This is a genomic window from Kribbella sp. CA-294648, from assembly GCF_050943845.1.
GTDB lineage: Bacteria > Actinomycetota > Actinomycetes > Propionibacteriales > Kribbellaceae > Kribbella.
Map to the genome: position 1 here is coordinate 415998 of NZ_CP191981.1, position 13194 is coordinate 429191.

The following is a 13194-nucleotide window of genomic DNA, read 5'->3' on the forward strand; positions in this document are numbered from 1 at the left end:
CCGTCAGGTCTCCAGGATGACGAGTTGCTGGGTTGCCCGGGTCATCGCGACGTAGCGGTCGACTGCGCCCTCGATACCGTCGCCGAAGGAGTCGGGGTCGACGAGCACGACCAGGTCGAACTCGAGTCCCTTCGACAGTTCGGGGGTCAGCTCTCGGACGCGGGTCGACTGGCCTTCGGTCAGGGTTTTCGCAGTACCGTCCGCGCTGATGATGCAGGCGATGCCCTCGGCGTGCTCGTTGAGCCAGGTGTCGACGATCGTGGTCAGCTCCGCGGTGGATCCGTGGCGAACCGGGACATCGTTGCTGCGGATCGAGGTCGGTACGTTGGCATCCGGCAGCGCGGCCCGGATGACCGGCTCGGCCTCCGCCATGACCTCTTCCGGTGTGCGGTAGTTGATGCTCAGGGAGGCCAACTCGATCCGGTCCAGCCCGACCCGCTCGAGCCGTTCCTGCCACGACTCCGTGAAGCCGTGCCTGGCTTGGGCGCGGTCGCCGACGATGGTGAAACTCCTCGACGGGCAGCGGAGCAGCAGCATCTGCCACTCCGCATCGGTCAGCTCCTGCGCCTCGTCCACGACGATGTGCGCGAACGGTCCGGCCAGTACGTCGGGGTCGGCGGCGGGGATCGGCGTCACGTCGACCAGGCTTTCCCTGATGTCCTGGCCGCGCAGCATCGGTACCCAGCCCTCGTTGTCGTCATCGGCCTCGAGAATGTGGTCGATGACGTCGGCCATCCGTTCGCGTTCCACCGCGGCCGCCGCCTTCTGCCGGCGCTTCCGCCGGGAGGCCTCGGGGTCGCCGAGTCGCTGCCGCGCCGCGTCCAGCAGTGGCAGATCGGAGATCGTCCAGGCCTGCGGGGCCTCCTTGCGTTGCAGCTTCTTGACCTCGTCCGGGCTGAGTCCAGGACTGCACATCCGCAGGTAGGCGGGGACCGACCACAGATCGCCGACCAGGTCAGTCGGTTCGATCAGCGGCCAAGCCTTGCCGAAGGCATCGATCAGGTCCTCGTTCTGCTCCAGCGACCTGCGGACGAGGTCGATCGAGAGGTCTTCTTCGTCGTACGCCTCCTCATGCTTGTCCAGCAGGATCGTGAGCAACTCGTCCCAGACCTGGTCGCGCGCCTCGTTGTGCGGAGTACTGGGATCTGCCGATCCGAACGCCTCGGCCCAGTCGGCCGGGCTGAGCCAGACGTCGGACCAGTGGGTCTCGACGGTCATGCCCTTGGTGGGCGGTTCCTCGTAGAGCTTCACGGCGGGCTCGATGGCCTTCACCAGATCCGCGGATGACTTCAGCCGCGCCACTTCCGGGTCGGACTCCGGCTTTGCCTTGGCTCCCTCGGGCAGGAGGTCTCGCAGGGTGCAGGTCTGCACGCCCTCCTCGCCCAGGCTGGGCAGGACGTCGGAGACGTAGGCCAAGTAGGGCTGGTGCGGACCGACGAACAGTACGCCGCCCCGACGGTGGCCGAGGCGCGGATCGGAGTACAGGAGGTAGGCGGTGCGGTGCAGCGCGACGACGGTCTTGCCGGTGCCGGGGCCGCCGTCGACGACCAGCGTGCCACGGGAGCCGGCCCGGATGATCGAGTCCTGGTCCGCCTGGATGGTGCCGAGCACATCGCGCATCCGCGGCGAGCGGTTGCTGCCGAGACTGGCGATGAAGGCCGACTGGTCGTCGAGCGCGGCATGGCCCTCGAAACCTTCCGCGGTGAAGACCTCGTCCCAGTAGTCGCTGATCCGTCCACGGGTCCAGCGGTACCGGCGACGGCTGGCCAGACCCATCGGGTTGGCGTGCGTCGCGCCGAAGAACGGCTCGGCCGCGGGTGAACGCCAGTCGATCAGGAGCCGGCGTCCGTCGCTGTCGGTCAGGCCGAGACGTCCGACGTACACAGGCTCGGGGTCGTCGGTGCTGACCATGTTCCCGAGGGTCAGGTCCAGCCCGAAGCGGCGAAGGGTTTTTAACCGGCCAGTCAGCCGGTGGATCTCGAGGTCGCGGTCGAGGGCCTCCTGCCCGCTCCCGCCCGGCGCCTTGCGCGCCGCGTCGAGCCGCTCGGACAGGTCGGCGATGGAACTCTCGAGGGTCTCGGCGATCTTGGCGAAATGCTTCTCGTCCCCGCCGATCAAGGCCGGATCAGCCTTGCCGGAAAGGGTGTCGGACAGGTCGAACGCACTGGTGGTCAAAGGATTCACTTCAGCAGCTCCGATCGCGCAGTAACGGCCACGGCCGACGATTCTCCGGCACGAACCGGGCCTTGCGGCAAGCCCACCCATGCGCTATAAGTTAGGAGTGGAAAGGAGTGCTTGCCTCCTCTCCGCTTTTTTATGCCTCGGTTCGGCCCTGGCATCGAGACTCGCCCCCGGACGCGGTACCGTCCTGATTTCGCGGGGTTCCAGCGTGAGCAGAGGCGGGATTGAGCAATGACCGATACGTCGGCCGACGTTGTCTGCATCTTGTGCGGTGCCGGTGGGCCGTTCCGGCCGCGGGGCGCGAAGGACGGTTACGGCATCGAGGAGTGTCCGGGCTGTGGCCTGGTGCAACTGGTGCCCACGCCGACGCCGGAGACGCTGCGTGCGCTGTACGAGGAAGAGTCGTACTTCGGTGGCGAGGGCTCCGGCTACTCGCAGTACGAGAGCCAGGAAGAGGAATACCTGGCGACGTTCCGTGAGGACGTCCGCCGGATCGGTGAGTTCGTCCCGACCGGCCGGATCCTCGAGGTCGGCTGCGGCTACGGGTATTTCCTGAAGGCCGCCCTCGACGCCGGCTACGACGCGTACGGCGTGGACCTGTCGCCCACGGCGGTCAAGTTCGCCGAGGAGCGCTACCCCGGCCGGGTGTTCTGCGGTTTCGTCGAAGAGGTGCCGCAGATCCAGGGCGAGAAGTACGACGTCATCTTCGCCTCCCACCTGATCGAACACGTCACCGACCCAGCCGCCTTCCTCCGTACTGCGCGCGACCTGCTCAACCCCGGCGGCCTGATCGTGATGGTCACCCCCAACATCAAAAGCCTGCTGTCCCGTGTCTCGGGCGCGCGCTGGGTCTCCTTCAAAATCCCCGAACACGTCAGCTACTACGACCACCAGACAATCACCGAACTACTCCGCCGAACCGAATTCGAAGTCACCACCATCGACAGCGCCTACCAGTACTACGCCCTGCCGTTCGTCATGACCCGAATCCGCGAACTCCTCCACCCCGCCTCCCGCCTCATCCCACCCTTCGAACGAACCCGCCCTTTCCGGGACCGCCGAATCCGCGTAACCAGCGGCTCCATGCGAGTCATCGCCGCCCGAAAGTAAAGCTGAGACGGAAACTGAGACGGCATGGCTGAGGGGCGGTTCCCGGATCGGGAACCGCCCCTCAGTGTGTTCGTCCCCTGCGACCGACCACGTAGTGCACTGACCAGCGGAAACACTGGTCGGGTGGCCGCTCGGAGAGTGGCGGAGGATACGAGATTCGAACTCGTGAGGGGTTGCCCCCAACACGCTTTCCAAGACCGCGATTCGATGTTCAGCGGGGTTCGTAGATCCTCCTGGAGCGTGGAACCGTGCGTACCCCGATCGTTGGCGAACCGTCCTGAACATAGGGGGATGAGACCCACTTTGAGACCCTCGCCGTGAGCGCGTGGACCGGCCCAGGTCGGCAATGGGACCGCGAACCTTGGCGCTCAGTCTCCGGACTCCAGGAGGCCTCGTCGGATTCTCGGCGTTAGGTCGATCTCCTCGCCGACCGTGACGTCCAGCGTGCCGGCGAACACCTCGTGGTATCCCTGGGCAGTTGCTGTCCAGTGCCCCGTCAGACTACCGGAGATCGGCTCTGTCAGGACAAGCGTGAACTCATCGTCCTCGATTTCGATGGTCCGTTCTGGCCGCAGCTGGTCCAGCCTGACTAGGAAATCCACGGAACCACCATTCCGGAAAGACACGCTTGCGCTTCCCGCTGCCGGGCGGACTGTGTAGCCCGGCAGGTTCGGATGAAGTGCATAAGCCGCCGGGAATTTGCTCCGAGGTCCCCACTCGCGAGGCGGCGACGGCAACAGATCCGTTGGATCGACCTCTGTTGGATTTACCGAATCTACATATGGTCTTTCGGTCGCCTCAACAGGCCCTTCTAGATGAATCTCGATCTCAAGGTTCTCCAGAAATGCCTGTGACGCGTTTCGGACACGGATCTGTGATCCTGGGAGGATCACAGACGCGTACGCGTCGACCATGCCGTCCCAGGAGTCTCGTATATTCTGCGCCCACTGCTCAATCTGCTCAGTATATTCTTCGAGCGTGCGGTCTTCTGGCTCCTCGAAAACGCGCGGGATGCGCAACCCGGTGGCGAACATGCCGAGCTTTCCGGGGGGCAATTCAATTCCCTCGACAAGACGGTATGTCCGCTCCAGTCGACTCTTGTATGTATTGATGTAGGCGATCATCAGAGATTGATCGCAGCGATAGGCAGCAGCTGATCCGTCGATCGCTACTTCGATCACGGCTCCAGGGCTCGTCTTCTCTGCGCGCTGAAGGAGAACTCGCACTTCATCGCCCTTTGCCTGGCGCGTCTCTCCGTCGACTCGAATATAGATGCCACCGTCATACAGGTTCTCGTGGCCATCCTTGTAGCACGTCCATACTGGATCTCCGATCTTTGGCGGGTCGACGATCACAATGATTACGTCGTGAGTGTCGCTCACCCGCACGCGCTCAAAGTCCCAGCGCGGACCATCCGCTCCGGTGTACTTCTTGACTGTGGCGGCCAAGTCCTTGGCCTCGAAGAATGGAATCCCTGTGATTGCCCCTTTGCTGATGCCCAGGACGAGCAATCCGTGACCGTCGAATCGGCGGGTCGCCAGGTCGGGCATACGATTTGCTGCACCGAGAATAAATTTCGCAACCTTGGCGCGCCCTGCTTCGGTTGACAGATCGACATCAGATTTCAGCTCAAGGAAGTACCGTTCCGCGCGGTCATCAAATGTGGCCACGGCAGTGACGAACTCGTCCCATTCGATCTGCCCTCTCGGGAGGCGGTCGAGGTGCAACTGGGCCACAGATCCTCCTGCTGGCGACTTGACTAATCCGGCTCCTCGAAGACCTGACTGTCACCGGACTTGGACTAGCAGTGTGGCACGGTCCGCCGGCGGACGGCGAGATGCCGTGACAACCGGGCTAACGTGTTTGACCAAAGACCAACACCGGCTCGGCATCTGAGCCGTCGCGTGTCATCAGCTCGACCCACTCGCTGCGCGAGCTGAGCGACGGGTGAAGCAGAGCCGGAAAGGTGCGCGTCAGGTTTCGGAGGTCTACCGAGGCCCGGTCAGGACCGTACTTCACCCACTCGCTGGCGTCAGTCATCGACTTGGTGATCTGCGGTCCCAGGCCGTCCCTCTCGCTGTCGCTATTGCTGGGGACCAAACTCCACATCAACGGTCTGAAGACAATGTCAGCGAAGGAGAAGTGGACGGTTCGCTCTGTCAGCACCCGCATGGACCAGATGCCACTGGTGAGGAGGCCGAGCCGCGGCATCGCGGGATGGCTGCGGCCAACGCGCAATGTGACGCCGTCGGGCCATCGGATCGGGCCCTCGCCATTGACAGTTTCGTGCTTCAGATCATAAGCAAGATCGGGAAATAGAACGCGTAGTCGTGGGTTGATCGCAAACATTCCGAACAGAACACAGCGAGCAACTAGACCCGGAGCGAACAAGGCCGCTGGTGGTTCCCCGGGAATCAACTGAATCCGTCGAGCAAAGGGTGTGCTGAGATTCCCGACCTGTCTCGCGAAGTCGGCATAGGCAAGATCGTACTTACGGCCAGACAGATGGTTGCAGTTTTCGCAAAGGCCACGAACCCACATTCCTCCCTCTTTCCAAGATCCAGGGCGACGCACGCGGTCCTTGTCGATCACGTCAGGCGCGCGCAGGACGGCGGTCGTGTTACCGGCCGCCCGCGGAGGGACGTGCGTACGGGTCAGTTGACGAACGTCGCCGCACAGCCCGCACGCGCGAGGCTGCGACGACGCGAGCACGCTGCCCACAACGTCCAAGCCTGGCATCCTGCCCCCTCACTCGCTGGTGCGTCCGCTCTATCGTGAGGGACATTGAACTCGGCGGGTGGTTGGGCCGCGATCACCGGAATGCAGTTGCCACTTCCGTCATCGTCGCCACAACCACGTCAGCTCCGGTAACGGCGAGAGAGTCAGCCTTGCCGGCCTTGTTGGCGTAGCCAATCGTGTGTACGCCAGCGGCGCGGCCCGCTTCGATGTCGCTTGTCTGGTCGCCGATGAAGATGCAGGACGTTTGGCGCACACCCAGCGCTGTCGTAGCGTTCTCGATCAGGTGTGGACTTGGTTTCATCAGGGTCGGGTCTGAGGGGTCGCGTCCCTCGACGTGCGCTACCCGGTGGGATAGGCCGATACGGGCGAGGTAGCGCACGACGGCGTCGGCGTAGTTGTTGCTGACGATCGCTGCCAGTTTGCCGCTGCTCTGGCAAGCGGCCAGCGACTCCGCCGCGCCCGGAGTGGGTAGCGCCGACTCCACCGCTTTCAGCTCGGCGTCCTGCAAAGCCTGCTCAAGCCGGGCGGCGAGCTGCGGATCGGCGGCGGCTGCAAGCAGCAGTTCGTGAGGTCCGGAAGCCTTGCTCAGTGCGTCGTCAAGGTCGTGCGGGAGTGCGCCTGCCAACTCGCGCAGCTCCCTCGTGATGCGCTGGGCGGGGTCCACGGAAGCGGGGGAGGACGACGACCCCGACGAGGCGGCCGGTGGGGTTCTCGTGCCCGCCTGAGAGGGCTGTTGAGACCCTCGTTGAGACCCTGGACATGAAGAGAGGCCGGACGCTGAGCGTCCGGCCTCTCTCTTGGTCGTGCCTCCGGGGGGCCGAAACTGCGCTCTGACCTGCGGTTTCTTCAGTCCGGGAGACTGGCGGAGGATACGAGATTCGAACTCGTGAGGGGTTGCCCCCAACACGCTTTCCAAGCGTGCGCCCTAGGCCTCTAGGCGAATCCTCCAAGGCGAGAGGATACGCGAGGTGGGGGTGGGGAGGAAAATCGGGGGTGGAGGCGGGGTGGGCGTCCTAGGGTTGGGGGATGTTGATTGCGCCTGATCCGGGGGTTGTGCATCCGATGGCGGGGGTTGAGCGGGTGGTGCTGCTCAAGGCGGTGGTGGACTCGCCGTTGGTGGAGGTGGGGGACTACTCGTACTACGACGACCCGGTCGAGCCCGAGCGGTTCCTCGAGAAGAACGTGCTGTACCACTACGGGCCGGAGTTGCTCCGGATCGGGAAGTACTGCGCGTTCGCCGAGGGGGCGACGTTCGTGATGAACGGGGCCAATCACCGGATGGACGGACCGTCGACGTTTCCGTTTCCGATCATGGGCGGGGCGTGGGCCGAGCACTTCGGGCTGATCACGGGGTTGCCGGGGAAGGGCGACACGGTGGTGGGGAACGACGTGTGGATCGGGTACGGCGGGACCGTGATGCCGGGCGTCCGGATCGGCCATGGGGCGATCGTCGCGTCGAAGGCGGTAGTGGTCGACGACGTACCGGAGTACGGGATTGTCGGTGGGAATCCGGCGAAACTGATCCGGAAGCGGTTCCCGGACGAGGACATTGCGCGGCTGCTCGCGATCGCCTGGTGGGACTGGCCGGTGGAGAAGGTGACGCGGCATGTCCCGGCGATCATGGCCGGCAGCATCGACGACCTGGAGAAGGCCGAGTGATGGTACTGCGGGAAATCGCGCCGGCCGAGGTCGATGCGGTGCAGGAACTGATCGAGTCGGACCCGGGCTATACCGAGCGGATCACTGGCAATCCGCCGGGGGCGGCCGATGCGCAGAGTCTGTTGATGATGCGCCCGGACGGGTTGCCGGAGGAATCGAAGAAGGTTCTTGGGTTCTGGGACGGCGAGCAGCTCGTTGCTGTGGTCGACCTGTTGCGCGGATATCCCAATGAGCACACGGCTTTCATTGGCCTGCTTCAAGTCCATGGTCGGCGGCAAGGACGGGGTGCAGGCGCAGCGGCGTACCGGGAAGTGCAGGGGTACGTCGAGCGGGAATGGCCGGAGGTGCGGACGCTGAGGTTGGCTGTGGTGGATACGAATGCGCAGCAGGCGCAGGGCTTTTGGGTGCGGCAGGGGTTTGCGGCCACAGGTGAGGCCAAGCCATACAAGTACGACAAGGTGGAAAGTGTTGCGCGGCTTTACGAGAAACCGTTGGGGTGGGCGCATCCGCATTTGCAGGTGAAAGAGTCGAAGATCGCGGGGGAAGGGCTTTTTGCGCGGGAGGCCATCTCAGAGGGGGAAGTGGTCGCGGTGTTGGCGGGGCGGAAGGTTTCGACTGCGGAGTTACGGGAGCTGCTCGAGCATCCGCCGGTGGACTCGATCACGGTGGATGATGACGCACATCTTGTGCTGCCGAGTGATCCGCGGCCTGTGATTGCTTATGGCAACCATAGTTGTGATCCCAATACCTGGTGGACCGATGCGGTCACGTTGGAGGCGCGGCGCGATATCGGTGTGGGTGAAGAGGTCACCAGCGACTACGGGACCAGTACTGGTGTTGATTTCGAGATGGTTTGCCGGTGCGGCTCGGCGTTGTGTCGCGGGAAGGTGACCGGGGAGGACTGGAGGCGTGAGGACCTCCAGGCTCGGTACGGCGATCACTGGGTTCCGGTGTTGCTACGAAAGCAGCGCGGTGGCTAGTGCCCGCCATTCTTCGATCGGCTGCGGGCCGGTTACGCCGGTGATGACGTTGATGGCGACGTGGTTGGCGCCGGCGGTGTGGTGCTGGTGGAGTTTGTCGGCGATCTGGGTCGGGGTTCCCCAGGCGGCCAGGGAGTCGATCAGGTGGTCGGGGAGATCCTTGAGGTCGGCGTCGGTGAAGCCTTGGCGCTTGAGTGATGCGGCGTAGCCGGGGAGCTGCGGGAAGAAGCTGATGGTGTCGCGGGCGATCGCGCGAGCCCGCTCGGGGTCGGTCTCGAGGACGACGAGGTGGGAGACGGCGAGCAGCTTGTCCGGGCCGAGGACCTGGCGGGCCTCGGCGGTGTACTTCGGTGTGATGAGGAACGGGTACGCGCCTGCGGTGCGGTCGCGGGCGAGCTCCAGCATGCGCGGGCCGAGCGCCGCCAACAGCCGATGCTCAACTGGTACGCCGACGCCGGCTCCTGCCGGTGTTGCCTCTCCCGGTACGCCGTCGAGTTGGTCCAGGAAGGTGTTGAGGGTGGCGATGGGGTGGGGGCCGTGGGCGCCGCCGAGGCCTGCGGTGAATCGGCCGGGTGCGGTCGCCGCCAGATCGGCGTACGTGGAAGCCACCTCGGCGGCGGAGTACGTGTCGACCGCGAGGATGCCGGTGACGAACTTGATCGACGAGGTCGCGTCGACGAGGTCGTGGATGGTCGGCAGACCGGGCAGTGGGCCGCCGGACAGCCAGATGGCCGGGTAGCCCAGCTCCTCCGCGGCGACCGCCGCCTCGAGCGAGTGGGGGCTGCCGTCCAGCCCGGTCGTGATCCCGAAAGCACCGAAGTCAAGGCTCGTCATAACAACCTCAACCCCGTGCCTTCCAACCACATTCCACCGCGTGCTCGGCCGCGGGTGGGGGCGACCGGACCGCCGCCACTCACGAACCTGCTCCGCGCAGCCCGGCGCGCGCACACCCGCGCCTGAGGAGAACCAGCCGGGCGAGGTTTGTGAGTGGCGGCGGTCCGGCGGACCCGCACTCGGCGTACGGGTGGGGGTGGATTCGGAGGGTGGGCGGTGATCACGTATGCTTTTGGACGGTTCCCCGCGTGGCGGTATCTCGCCCAACTCCCCCAGGGCCGGAAGGCAGCAAGGGTAAGTGAGCTCTTCCGGGTGCGCGGGGAATCCTCATGTCCGGACCCCCTTCGGCAGACCGCTCGGCGGTGCGAAATAGGCTGGGATCGACGATCACCGCCTACGAGGGAGTCCGATGAGCGAGCTCGACCGCCGGTACCTGCAGGAACTGATCATCGGTGAGCTCGGAGTGTCGCCGTCCTTCGATGCCGAGCTCGAGATCGAGCGCCGGATCAGCTTCCTGGCCGACCGCCTCCGCCTGTCGGGCGCCACCGCGTACGTGCTCGGCATCTCCGGCGGCGTCGACTCCAGTACTGCGGGCCGCCTCTGCCAGCTGTCCGTCGAGCGGGTGCGCGCGGATGGCGGCAACGCGACCTTCATCGCGATGCGGCTCCCGTACGGCGTACAGGCTGACGAGGACGACGCGCAGCGGGCACTCGAGTTCATTCGCCCTGACGAGACGCTCACGGTCGACGTGAAGCCGGCCACGGATGCGCTGGTCGAAGCGGTCCAGCACGAGCTCGGCGAGCGCACTGACTTCCACGCCGGCAATGTGAAGGCCCGGCAGCGGATGATCGCGCAGTACGCCGTCGCCGGTGCGCGCGGCGGGCTGGTCGTCGGAACGGATCACGCGGCCGAGGCGGTGATGGGGTTCTTCACGAAGTACGGCGACGGCGCCTGCGACCTGACTCCGCTCGCGGGGCTGACCAAGCGGCGGGTGCGGGCGATCGGTTCGCGCCTCGGGGCGTCCGACGTGATCACCGGGAAGGTGCCGACTGCCGACCTGGAGAGCGGCAACCCGGGCGTCCCGGACGAGGTGGTCCTCGGCGTGACCTACGACGAGATCGACGACTTCCTCGAGGGCAAGCAGGTCAGCGACAAGGCCGCCGAAACGATCATCTCCTACCACCGCCGCACCACCCACAAGCGCGCCGTCCCGATCGCCCCCTGACCGCCGGTACTACGCCCTGAGAGCGAACCCCGTCACCAGTCGGGTGTAGTCGCCGGCCGCCTCGGCATGCACGAAATGGCCGGCGCCGTCGAACCGCCGAAAGGTGCCGTCAGCAACATCCGACTGGAACCGAGCAACCTCGGTGGGACTGGTCACCGGGTCGTGCTCGCCCTTGATCAACAGCGCGCGCTGGGTCATTTCGGCGAGCAGGGGCAGGAGTGACTCGACGAATTCCGGAGTACGGAAGATGGTTTCCGCGAACCGTCCGGCGCGGTTCTGGATCTCGTCGGGCAGATCGTCGGCGGGCAGCTTCAGGTCTCGCGAAGACGGCCCCAGATAGATCTCCATTCGGCGGTCGGCGAGGCGCGCCAGCAGGCCGGTCCGGGCGGTCCACATCTCGGCCGTCGCCGGGCCGTTGTCCGCCAGCAGTTCCTCGATGCCGTCATCCAGCCCAAGTTCGCGGAGTAGCGGGCGGCCTGCCAGCAGCAGGGTTCGGGTGACGAGTTCCATGTCCCAGGCCGGATTCTCGAAGATCACCTGGTCGACCGTGGCGGGGTGCGTCACGGCGTACCGGAGGGCCAGCCGGCCGCCGTACGAGTGGCCGAGGATCGTCCAGCTGTCGATACGCAGTGCTTCTCGCACCGCCTCGTAGTCCGCGATGAGGTCGTGCTCGGTGACCGGGCCTTCCAGCGGGTCGGAGTGCTGTACGCCGCGCTGGTCGACGGCGATCAGCCGCAGTCGCTCGGCCAGCGCGTCGCCCTGGAACGCCAGGAAGTCGTAGGTGCCCGAGCCGGGGCCGCCGTGGAGGTAGAGGAGCGCCGGGGCGTCCGCGGGGCCGCGCTGGTCGACGTACAGGCGGGTGCCGCGAATCTCCATCAACATGTGGGGCAGCGTAGATGGGCCTACGGTGGTTGGACACCCACTCGTTGGAGGGCTGATGGTCGACTTCTCACTCAGTGAGGAACAGCGGGCGATTCGCGAGACGACGCGGGAGTTTGTGCGCAAGGAGCTGATGCCGCTGGAGAACGAGGTGCTCAAGCGGGAGCGGGAGGGGCTGCCGGGGGTCGAGCCGGAGGTGCTCAAGGCGCTGCGGTTGAAGGCGAAGTCGTTCGGGTTCTGGGGGTTGAGTACGCCGGAGGAGTACGGCGGGATGGACCTGTCGGCGGTCGACCAGGCGCTGATCACGAGTGAGCTGGGGCGGACGTTCGTACCGTTCTCGTTCGGTGGCGAGGCCGACAACATCCTCTACGAGAGTAACGAGGAGCAGCGCAAGGAGTACCTGCTGCCGACGATCTCCGGCGAGCGGAAGTCCTGTTTCGCGATCACCGAACCAGGTGCGGGCTCGGACACCCGGGCGATCCGGACCTCCGCGCGGCGGGACGGTGACGAGTGGGTGATCCGGGGCGAGAAGACCTTCATCACCGGCGGCAACGAGGCCGACTTCGCGATCGTCATCGCGGTCACGGACGCTGAGAAGGGCTCGAAGGGCGGCTTCACGGCGTTCCTGGTCGACCGGGATCGCGGCTGGACCTCCGACCCGATCATCACGATGGGCCAGGCGATGCCGGCGACGCTCAACTTCGACGACGTCCGGGTGCCGCACGATCATGTGCTCGGCGAGATCGGGCAAGGGTACGAGCTCGCGATGCGCTGGATCATGAAGGGGCGTTTCATCATCCCGGCGCGCGGTATCGGTGCCTGCGAACGCCTGCTCCAGTTGGCGATCGAGCACGCCACCACCCGGCAGACCTTCGGCAGCCCGATCGGCGACAACCAGGCGATCCAGTGGATGATCGCCGACTCCGAGGTCGAGCTGGAGGCGGCCCGCTGGCTTGTCCTGTACGCCGCGTGGTCCGTCGACCAGGGGCGTCCGCCGCAGCACGACAGCGCGATCGCCAAGCTCTACGGCACCAACACGGTCAACCGGGTGGCCGACCGGGTGCTGCAGATCCACGGCGGCATGGGGTACACCAAGGAACTGCCGGTCGAGCGCTGGTTCCGGGAGGTACGCCTGTGGCGCATCTTCGAGGGCACCGACGAGATGCAGCGCCTGATCATCTCCCGCGACCTCCTCCGCGGCTACCGAAAACCAGGCGCCCACTTCAACTGACGTCAGTTGTCCAGCAGTACTGCGTCCGCCCGCTCGCGCCGGCGGTTGCGGAGCCAGTGGCCGACCGTGATCAGGCCGAAGCCGATGGCGTAGATCATGCTGGTGAAGGCCAGGTAGCCCCAGGTGCCGGACAGGCCCGGTTCTGCCGGGAAGGCCTCGGTGGAGCCCTTGACCCACTCCATCACCAGGTTGGCGGTCTGGAAGGTGAAGACCTGCGCGAACAGGATCGCGTAGGTCAGGTAGGCGGCCAGCCGGTTGCGGACCAGGAGTCCGAGCGGCAGCGCGACGAGGATGGTGAGAACGGCGATCATGGTGATGCCTCCCGAAGCTGGTTGAGACTCCACGGTCGTCCGTCG

The 13194-nt window shown here is 65.6% G+C and carries 12 protein-coding genes, 2 tRNA genes and 1 other RNA gene; 6 read left to right on the plus strand and 9 right to left on the minus strand.

Features of this window, described 5'->3' with window-relative positions; genetic code table 11:
* Window positions 1-3: 3 nt before the first annotated feature.
* Window positions 4-2184 carry an RNA polymerase recycling motor ATPase HelR gene (gene helR, locus ACQPYM_RS02080; protein ID WP_433013860.1) on the minus strand — a complete coding sequence of 727 codons (2181 nt, stop codon included), beginning with the start codon at window positions 2182-2184 and terminating at the stop codon, window positions 4-6.
* Window positions 2185-2412: 228 nt separating this feature from the next.
* On the opposite strand from helR, the gene ACQPYM_RS02085 reads away from it, so the two are divergent.
* The gene (locus tag ACQPYM_RS02085) at window positions 2413-3291 is read left to right on the plus strand and encodes a class I SAM-dependent methyltransferase (protein ID WP_433013863.1); all 879 of its coding nucleotides are present in this window, start codon (window positions 2413-2415) and stop codon (window positions 3289-3291) included.
* A gap of 139 nt (window positions 3292-3430) precedes the next feature.
* On the opposite strand, the gene ACQPYM_RS02090 is transcribed toward ACQPYM_RS02085, so the two are convergent.
* The 5 genes from ACQPYM_RS02090 to ACQPYM_RS02110 form a co-directional block, all read right to left on the minus strand.
* A tRNA-Pro gene (locus tag ACQPYM_RS02090) sits at window positions 3431-3525 on the minus strand.
* A 134-nt stretch (window positions 3526-3659) separates the two neighbouring features.
* The gene (locus ACQPYM_RS02095; RefSeq protein ID WP_433013866.1) at window positions 3660-5027 is read right to left on the minus strand and encodes an AlbA family DNA-binding domain-containing protein; all 1368 of its coding nucleotides are present in this window, start codon (window positions 5025-5027) and stop codon (window positions 3660-3662) included.
* A gap of 118 nt (window positions 5028-5145) precedes the next feature.
* A complete protein-coding gene (locus tag ACQPYM_RS02100; protein WP_433013869.1) occupies window positions 5146-5640 on the minus strand; it encodes a hypothetical protein in 495 nt (164 codons plus the stop codon).
* 463 nt (window positions 5641-6103) lie between these two features.
* A complete protein-coding gene (locus ACQPYM_RS02105) occupies window positions 6104-6655 on the minus strand; it encodes an HAD family hydrolase (RefSeq protein ID WP_433013872.1) in 552 nt (183 codons plus the stop codon).
* Window positions 6656-6890: 235 nt separating this feature from the next.
* Window positions 6891-6978 (minus strand) — tRNA-Ser (locus ACQPYM_RS02110).
* A gap of 78 nt (window positions 6979-7056) precedes the next feature.
* Between ACQPYM_RS02110 and ACQPYM_RS02115 the strand changes: the two genes are divergently transcribed.
* Both ACQPYM_RS02115 and ACQPYM_RS02120 read left to right on the plus strand, forming a co-directional pair.
* Window positions 7057-7689 carry a CatB-related O-acetyltransferase gene (locus ACQPYM_RS02115; RefSeq protein WP_433013875.1) on the plus strand — a complete coding sequence of 211 codons (633 nt, stop codon included), beginning with the start codon at window positions 7057-7059 and terminating at the stop codon, window positions 7687-7689.
* The gene (locus ACQPYM_RS02120) at window positions 7689-8669 is read left to right on the plus strand and encodes a GNAT family N-acetyltransferase (protein ID WP_433023159.1); all 981 of its coding nucleotides are present in this window, start codon (window positions 7689-7691) and stop codon (window positions 8667-8669) included. The genes ACQPYM_RS02115 and ACQPYM_RS02120 overlap by 1 nt, the downstream gene beginning before the upstream one ends.
* On the opposite strand, the gene ACQPYM_RS02125 is transcribed toward ACQPYM_RS02120, so the two are convergent.
* On the minus strand, window positions 8646-9503 hold the full coding sequence (locus ACQPYM_RS02125; RefSeq protein ID WP_433013878.1) for a TIGR03620 family F420-dependent LLM class oxidoreductase: 858 nt from the start codon (window positions 9501-9503) through the stop codon (window positions 8646-8648). The genes ACQPYM_RS02120 and ACQPYM_RS02125 overlap by 24 nt on opposite strands.
* Before the next feature lie 235 nt (window positions 9504-9738).
* Here ACQPYM_RS02125 and ffs point away from each other — a divergent pair.
* Both ffs and nadE read left to right on the plus strand, forming a co-directional pair.
* Window positions 9739-9835: signal recognition particle sRNA small type (gene ffs, locus ACQPYM_RS02130), an RNA gene on the plus strand.
* A gap of 77 nt (window positions 9836-9912) precedes the next feature.
* Window positions 9913-10728 carry an ammonia-dependent NAD(+) synthetase gene (nadE, locus tag ACQPYM_RS02135; RefSeq protein WP_433013881.1) on the plus strand — a complete coding sequence of 272 codons (816 nt, stop codon included), beginning with the start codon at window positions 9913-9915 and terminating at the stop codon, window positions 10726-10728.
* A 9-nt stretch (window positions 10729-10737) separates the two neighbouring features.
* Here the strand turns inward: nadE and ACQPYM_RS02140 are convergent, their stop codons facing one another.
* A complete protein-coding gene (locus ACQPYM_RS02140; RefSeq protein WP_433013884.1) occupies window positions 10738-11610 on the minus strand; it encodes an alpha/beta fold hydrolase in 873 nt (290 codons plus the stop codon).
* Between the two features lie 55 nt (window positions 11611-11665).
* On the opposite strand from ACQPYM_RS02140, the gene ACQPYM_RS02145 reads away from it, so the two are divergent.
* Window positions 11666-12838 (plus strand): acyl-CoA dehydrogenase family protein, encoded by a 1173-nt coding sequence (locus ACQPYM_RS02145; RefSeq protein ID WP_433013887.1) that lies wholly within the window; start codon window positions 11666-11668, stop codon window positions 12836-12838.
* A 2-nt stretch (window positions 12839-12840) separates the two neighbouring features.
* Here ACQPYM_RS02145 and ACQPYM_RS02150 read toward each other — a convergent pair whose 3' ends face one another.
* The gene (locus tag ACQPYM_RS02150) at window positions 12841-13149 is read right to left on the minus strand and encodes a hypothetical protein (RefSeq protein ID WP_433013890.1); all 309 of its coding nucleotides are present in this window, start codon (window positions 13147-13149) and stop codon (window positions 12841-12843) included.
* Between the last annotated feature and the right edge of the window lie 45 nt (window positions 13150-13194).

Bases quoted from the DNA above. Each gene is read 5' to 3' on its own strand.
- ACQPYM_RS02140 (WP_433013884.1), bottom strand. From the start codon at position 11,610: ATGTTGATGGAGATTCGCGGCACCCGCCTGTACGTCGACCAGCGCGGC.
- ACQPYM_RS02115 (WP_433013875.1), top strand. From the start codon at position 7,057: ATGTTGATTGCGCCTGATCCGGGGGTTGTGCATCCGATGGCGGGGGTT.
- nadE (WP_433013881.1), top strand. From the start codon at position 9,913: ATGAGCGAGCTCGACCGCCGGTACCTGCAGGAACTGATCATCGGTGAG.
- ACQPYM_RS02125 (WP_433013878.1), bottom strand. From the start codon at position 9,503: ATGACGAGCCTTGACTTCGGTGCTTTCGGGATCACGACCGGGCTGGAC.
- ACQPYM_RS02150 (WP_433013890.1), bottom strand. From the start codon at position 13,149: ATGATCGCCGTTCTCACCATCCTCGTCGCGCTGCCGCTCGGACTCCTG.
- ACQPYM_RS02100 (WP_433013869.1), bottom strand. From the start codon at position 5,640: ATGTTTGCGATCAACCCACGACTACGCGTTCTATTTCCCGATCTTGCT.
- ACQPYM_RS02085 (WP_433013863.1), top strand. From the start codon at position 2,413: ATGACCGATACGTCGGCCGACGTTGTCTGCATCTTGTGCGGTGCCGGT.
- ACQPYM_RS02120 (WP_433023159.1), top strand. From the start codon at position 7,689: ATGGTACTGCGGGAAATCGCGCCGGCCGAGGTCGATGCGGTGCAGGAA.
- ACQPYM_RS02145 (WP_433013887.1), top strand. From the start codon at position 11,666: ATGGTCGACTTCTCACTCAGTGAGGAACAGCGGGCGATTCGCGAGACG.